Genomic DNA, 6,864 nt, shown 5'->3' on the forward strand with positions numbered 1-6,864 from the left:
GCAATTGCCTCGAACGTAGGCCTCTTTGGGTGGCGTTACCGAAGTCTATACCCGTGGGGATCAATCCCAAGGCGGCCGGGCGCAGTCAGCGCACCCTGCCGCCTCACTGGGTATTAACGCCGGGCCATGGCCAGTTTGCCGCTGGCAGTTGCGGCTTGCACTGCGGTGGGGCGGCGTAGCAGGCGCCAGGCAAACAGCGCCAGCAGCACTACACCGACCGAGAACACCGTGTCACCAGGTACGCGCAACCAGACCAGGGCGGTCATGACAGCCGAGTGGATGATCTCCGGTGAACGGGCATACCACAGACCTTGGCTGACGCTGGCCCAGGCTTGATAGATACCTGCTGGCAGCAACGACAAGAACACCATCATGCCCAGGCCGATATTCATGGCCCAGAACGCGGGCTTAAGCAACTTGTCTTGCCAGTGCTCCCGTGGCGACAGGCCGCGTAGACAGAACAGCAACAAGCCTATCCCCAGCATGCCGTATACGCCAAACAGCGCGGCGTGGCCGTGGGCGGCAGTCATGTTCAAGCCCTGCAGGTAGTACAGCGCGATGGGTGGGTTAATGGCAAAGCCCAACAGCCCGGCACCCACGGTATTCCAGAAGCCAACCGCCACAAAGCACAGAATGGGCCAGCGATAGCTGGCTACCCAAGGCGCTGCATTGGCGCGTTGCAGGTTGCGATAACCCTCCAGGCCGACCAGCGCCAGCGGTACCACTTCGAGCGCCGAGAACATGGCCCCCACGGTAATCACCGAGGTGGGTGTACCGGTGAAGTACAGATGGTGCAGGGTGCCTAGGATGCCGCCGAACAGGAAGACGATGGTTTCCAGCACGATGGCTGAGTTGGCCGTTTTGGCGTGGATCAAGCCCAGCCGGGTAAAGATCAGGGCGATGATGGCGGTGGCGAACACTTCAAAGAAGCCCTCGACCCACAGGTGTACCAACCACCAGCGCTAGTATTCGATCATGGCGTAATGGCTCTTTTGCCCCCACATCAGCGAGCTAGCATAGAAACCGCCGATACAGGCTGCCGAGAGAAACACCATCGCGATCAAACCACGGCTTTCGCTAGGGCGGCGGATGGCGGGCCATAGGGCGCGGCCCATCAGCAGCAGCCAGCTCAACAGACCAACAAACAGCAGGTACTGCCAGACGCGACCCATGCTGGTGTATTCCAGACCCTGGTTACCCAGCCAGAACGCGAAGTCGGTACCGAGCTTCTGTTGCGTGCCTACCCAGCCGCAAGCCAGCGAACCCACCACGATCAGCAGCAGGGCGTAGAACAGCACGTTCACCCCCAGCTTTTGCAGGGGCGGTTCATGCCCGGATAGGGCTGGCGAGATATACAGGCCGGTTGCCAGCCAGGCTGTCGCGACCCACAACACGCCAAGTTGGGTATGGATGGTACGGCTGACCACGAATGGCAGTACTTCGGCCAGCGGTAAGCCAAAGAAGCTTTGCCCCTCCACCGAGTAATGCGCCGAGATGATGCCCATGCCCACCTGGGCTAGCAGCAGCCCGATCACCACGTAGAAATACTTGCACGTGGCGCGCATGGAAGCCGTCGGCTTCAGTTCAAACAGCGGGTCGTACGCTGGGGGTGTCGGATCGGCTTCTTCATGCGATGCCATGTGGAACCACACCATCGCAGCAATACCGGCAATCAGCAGGATGATGCTGGCTACCGACCACATGCCGTTGCTGGTGGTGGGCACGTTGTCGATCAGAGGCTCGTGCGGCCAGTTGCTGGTATAGGAAAGACCGGTTTGGCCGGGACGGTCGGTGGCGGCCGACCAGGCACTCCAGAAGAAGAACGCTGGCAGCGCACGCAGGTCGTCAGCATTCTCGATAGAGCCGCTGGTCATGGCGTATTGCTCACGCAGCTTGTCCTGCGCCGGGTCTTTGCCATACAGGCTCATGTAGTGCTGGGCCAGATCATGAATGACCGTAGCGCGTAGTGGGCTGACCGTGAGGGTTTGCTGGTCAGCCGAATAGCGGTTGCTACGCATCTCTTGCTTGAGGCGGGCGCTGATAACGGCTTGCTGATCGTTGTTCAGCGCCGAGAACGCTTGGTGATATTCGGCTTGCGCCAGCGCTTCACGCAGGGCAATTGCTTCACGATGCAGCCAGTCGGCCGACCAGTCCGGCGCCACATAGCTGCCATGGCCCCAAACCGAGCCTACTTGCTGGCCACCTGCGGCCAGCCATGCCGATTGGCCACGCTGCATTTGCTCGCCGCTAAAGATCGGCGCGCCAGACTCGCTGACGATGCGTGTGGGGATGGGGGGCGCTGAGAGGTAAATTTCCCGGCCGATATAGCCGAGTACGACGAATGACAGTAGAAAGATAACGGCGAGAATTCGCCATAGTCGGTGTGAGTTTCCCACGATGGTCTCCTTCGGTTGCGTTGCAGATCGGGTGATTGGATTGCGCAATAAGATGCGTTTTAAGTGAATCTTATTAAAAGATGCAAAAAATACGCATGTTATTGCGCGGCCCATCCGCCGAAGGGTTCGAAACGATCGGCATAGGGTCGGTCAGATTATCTGACCGACCCCTGCCACACCACCCGGCATGCGGGTCCGCACCGGGCGGTTCGAGAAGTTGAGGTTAGGCGAGTCTTGGTACACCAAGGCGGTCGAAGTAGGCAATCGGCAACACCCGGTTCAGAACGCCACAGCCGTTACGCCACCAGCGTCTAGAATTGCCGGCGATCCGCTTCGCGTCTCCTTCGCTCGCACCCAGCTTCTTGGGGGCGTCTCAGAAAACGGAAAATAAAGCACGTTAAGCCGGTTGCAGTGGCCGTAGCGGCCTGAACTTGCCCTCGCCGATCTTGGTGCTGCTGCGCCAGAGGTAATCGCCGGTCAGGTTGATGTGCTCCCAGCCCAGCGGCGACAGGTACTGCAACAGCGCATCATCGACGGCATGGCCGTTGCCACGCAGTCCGTGTGCCGCCCGCTCAAGATAGACCGTGTTCCACAGCACGATGGCGGCTGTCACCAGGTTGAGACCGGAAGCGCGGTAGCGCTGCTGCTCGAAACTGCGGTCGCGGATTTCCCCCAGGCGGTTGAAGAACACGGCGCGGGCCAGCGCGTTGCGCGCTTCGCCCTTGTTCAGTCCGGCATGTACGCGGCGGCGCAGCTCGACGCTTTGCAGCCAGTCCAGGATGAACAGCGTGCGCTCGATGCGGCCCAGCTCGCGCAGCGCGACGGCCAAGCCGTTCTGGCGCGGGTAGCTGCCGAGCTTCCTGAGCATCAGCGAAGCTGTTACGGTGCCTTGCTTGATCGAGGTGGCCAGCCGCAGGATTTCGTTCCAATGGGAGCGAATCTGCTTGATGTTCAGCCTGTCATTGCTGACCATCGGTTTGAGCGCTTCATAGGTGGCTTCGCCCTTCGGAATGTAGAGTTTGGTGTCGCCCAGGTCGCGGATGCGCGGCGCGAAGCGGAAGCCCAAGAGATGCATAAGGGCGAAGACGTGATCGGTGAAGCCCGCCGTGTCGGTGTAGTGCTCCTCGATGCGCAGGTCGGATTCGTGGTACAGCAGGCCGTCGAGCACGTAGGTCGAGTCGCGCACGCCGACGTTCACGACCTTGGTGTGGAACGGCGCGTACTGGTCGGAGATGTGAGTGTAGAACGTCCGGCCTGGACTGCTGCCGTACTTCGGGTTGATGTGGCCCGTGCTCTCGGCCTTGCTGCCGGTGCGGAAGTTCTGGCCATCCGACGACGACGTGGTGCCGTCGCCCCAATGCTCGGCGAAGGGATGCCGGTACTGCGCGTTGACCAGATCGGCCAGCGCCGCCCCGTAGGTTTCGTCGCGGATGTGCCAGGCTTGCAGCCAAGCCAGCTTGGCGTAGGTCGTTCCGGGGCAGGACTCGGCCATTTTGGTCAGGCCCAGGTTGATCGCGTCGGCGAGGATTGTGGTCAGCAAGAGGTTCTTGTCCTTGGCCAAGTCGCCCGATTTCAGGTGCGCGAAGTGCCGGGTGAAGCCTGTCCATTCGTCCACCTCCAGCAGCAATTCGGTGATCTTGACGTGCGGAAGGATCGTTGCGGTCTGGTCAATCAGCGCTTGCGCGGTATCAGGCACCGCCGCATCGAGCGGGGTGATCTTCAAGCCCGACTCGGTGATGATGGCGTCAGGCAGCGCGTTGGCCAGCGCCATGCGGTTGACAGTGGCGAGCTGCGTTTCCAACAGCGTCAGCCGCTCATGCAGGTATTGATCGCAGTCGGTGGCCACGTCCAGCGGCAATTCGCTGGCCAGCTTGAGGCTGGCGAATTTCGCTGGCGGCACCAGGTAGTCCTCAAAATCCTTGAACTGGCGTGAGCCTTGCACCCAGATATCGCCCGAGCGCAGCGCGTTCTTCATCTCCGACAGCGCACACAGTTCGTAGTAGCGCCGGTCGATGCCGGTGTCGGTCATCACCAGCTTCTGCCAGCGCGGCTTGATGAAGTCGGTCGGCGCATCGGCTGGCACCTTGCGGGCGTTGTCGCTGTTCATGCCGCGCAGCACCTCGATGGCGTCGAGCACGTCCTTGGCGGCGGGCGCGGCCCGCAGCTTGAGTACGGCGAGAAATTCCGGCGCGTAGCGGCGCAGCGTGGCGTAGCTCTCGCCGATGCGGTACAGGAAATCGAAGTCCTCGGGCTGCGCAAGCTTCTGCGCTTCGGTGACGCTCTCGGCGAAGGCATCCCAGGACATGACGGCCTCGATGGCGGCGAACGGATCGCGGCCCGCCTGCTTGGCCTCGATCAGCGCCTGGCCGATTCGGCCGAACAGCCGCACCTTGGCGTTGATCGCTTTGCCGGAGGCCTGGAACTGCTGCTTATGCTTGTTCTTGGCGGCGTTGAACAGCTTGCCCAGGATGCGGTCGTGCAGGTCGATGATTTCGTCGGTGACGGTGGCCATACCCTCGATGGCGAGTGCCACCAGGGTCGCGTAGCGCCGCTGCGCCTCGAACTTGGCCAGGTCGGCGGGCGTCATCTGGCCGCCCTCGCGGGCGATCTTGAGCAGCCGGTTCTGGTGAACCAGGCGCTCGATGCCGGAAGGCAGGTCGAGTACCTGCCACGCCTTGAGGCGCTCGATGTGTTCGAGCATGTGCCGCGAGTTCGGCTTGGCCGGGGACTGGCGTAGCCAGGCCAGCCGGGTCGTCTTGCCGTTGTCCCGGCGCTTGAGCAGATCGTCGAGGCGGCGGCGATGCAGGTCCGACAGGGGTTCGGCCAAGGCATCGTAGATGCGCCGGTTGGCGCGGGTGATCGCCTCGGCGCTCGCCCGCTCGATGGCGTTGAGGGCAGGCAGAATGACCGACTGCCGCCGCAGATGCTCGATCAAGGCGCTGGCCAGCACAATGCCCTTGTCGGTTTGCATGGCCAGCTCGGTCAGCGTGTGGACGGCTTGCCGGTAGTGGCTCATGGTGAACGGTTGGAAGCCGAACACCGTTTGCAGCTCGACCAGGTGCTCGCGCCGGGTCTGCTCCCGCTGCCCGTATTCGTCCCAGCTTTCGACGCTGACCTTGAGCTGGTTGGCGACCAGTCTCAGTAATGGCGGAAACGGCTGCTCATCGACGCCAAGGATGATGCCGGGAAAGCGCAGGTAGCAGGGGTTACGCATGAAAATATTAGTTAACTGATGTTACGCAGCCCAAACACGCCCAATGCGGCATGCTATGAACTATGAACCAACAGCACCTTGAGTTGTACACGGACTACCTAATCACCAGCTTTGGCCAGACTACCGCCACGGGATTGTCTGCCATGTTATCCGGCGACATCAGCCACGACGCTGTGACACGCTTTCTGTCTGCTCGTGACTACACTGCCCGCGACCTATGGCTGGCCGTGAAGAAAACCGTCCGCCAGATCGAAACTGACGACGCCGTACTGATCTTTGACGACACCATTCAGGAGAAGCATTGGACCGACGAGAACGACATCATGTGCTGGCATTTCGATCACTGCCAGGGGCGCATGGTCAGGGGGCTCAACCTCCTCAATGCGCTGTATCACGCACAAGGTATCTCGGTGCCGGTGGCTTTTGAGATCATCCGTAAACCGAACCACTTCTGCGATATCGTCACTCGGCAGGAGAAGCGCAGTAGCGACGTGACCAAGAACGAACTGCTGCAGAAGATGTTCAACCTCTGCGTCAACAACCAGCTCAAGTTCCGCTATGTGTTGATGGATAGCTGGTTTTCGGCGAAGGAGAACTTTGATTTGATTCGTGCCAGACGCAAGCACTTTGTCGCGGCATTGAAAGACAACCGGCTGGTGGCGCTCAGCGCCGCTGACCGACAGCAGGGCCGCTTCGTGCGGGTGGATTCATTGGTGTTATCGGATAAGCAGACGGTGCGTGGCTGGCTCAAGGGTTTCGATGAAGAAGTCTTGATTGTCCGGCGCGTCTTTACAAACAAGGACGGCAGCAGCGGTGAGTTGAATCTGGTGTGCAGTGATCTGACGTGCGACGGCGAGCAGGTCGCCCAACTCCATCAGAAACGGTGGAAGGTAGAGGAGTTCCATAAATCGCTGAAGTCCAATGCGGGTTTGGCGAAGTCACCGACACGTCGGGTACGAACCCAGCAAAACCACGTGTTCATGTCGATGTACGCCGTCTTCAAGTTGGAGTGCTTGAAGATGACGCACAAACTCAACCACTTCGCCTTGCGCTCTAGGCTTTACATCAAAGCCATCAAACTGGCCTATGACGAGCTGCTGGAGATGCGAGCGGCTGCGTAACATCAGTTAGTTAAGGTTCTTGGTGACATGTGTTAGCTGCCCAGCATGGAACTTGATGCGATTGGTGGCGTCTCCCCACCTTTTCGAGATAAGCATGCCGGGAGCAAAATTAGTCGAACATTTTTCCGGAATG

General features: G+C 60.4%; 3 protein-coding genes and 1 pseudogene. 1 reads left to right on the top strand and 3 read right to left on the bottom strand.

Annotated features, from left to right (window positions below; translation table 11 throughout):
• Window positions 1–113: 113 nt before the first annotated feature.
• The 3 genes and pseudogenes from ACUHMQ_RS02770 to ACUHMQ_RS02780 all read right to left on the bottom strand — a co-directional run.
• Complete coding sequence (locus ACUHMQ_RS02770; RefSeq protein WP_445293919.1) at window positions 114–953, bottom strand: cbb3-type cytochrome c oxidase subunit I; 840 nt, start codon at window positions 951–953, stop codon at window positions 114–116.
• 9 nt (window positions 954–962) lie between these two features.
• A complete protein-coding gene (locus tag ACUHMQ_RS02775) occupies window positions 963–2,396 on the bottom strand; it encodes a hypothetical protein (RefSeq protein WP_445293920.1) in 1,434 nt (477 codons plus the stop codon).
• Between the two features lie 397 nt (window positions 2,397–2,793).
• Window positions 2,794–5,598 (bottom strand): annotated as a pseudogene (locus ACUHMQ_RS02780) (Tn3 family transposase); the annotation flags it as partial.
• Window positions 5,599–5,672: 74 nt separating this feature from the next.
• Between ACUHMQ_RS02780 and ACUHMQ_RS02785 the strand changes: the two are divergent.
• On the top strand, window positions 5,673–6,731 hold the full coding sequence (locus ACUHMQ_RS02785) for an IS701 family transposase (protein ID WP_445293921.1): 1,059 nt from the start codon (window positions 5,673–5,675) through the stop codon (window positions 6,729–6,731).
• The last annotated feature ends 133 nt before the right edge of the window (window positions 6,732–6,864 follow it).

Source organism: Chitinimonas violaceus (assembly GCF_052601015.1).

Excerpts from the sequence above, each read along its gene's own strand:
- ACUHMQ_RS02785 (WP_445293921.1), top strand. The coding sequence starts at position 5,673 with ATGAACCAACAGCACCTTGAGTTGTACACGGACTACCTAATCACCAGC.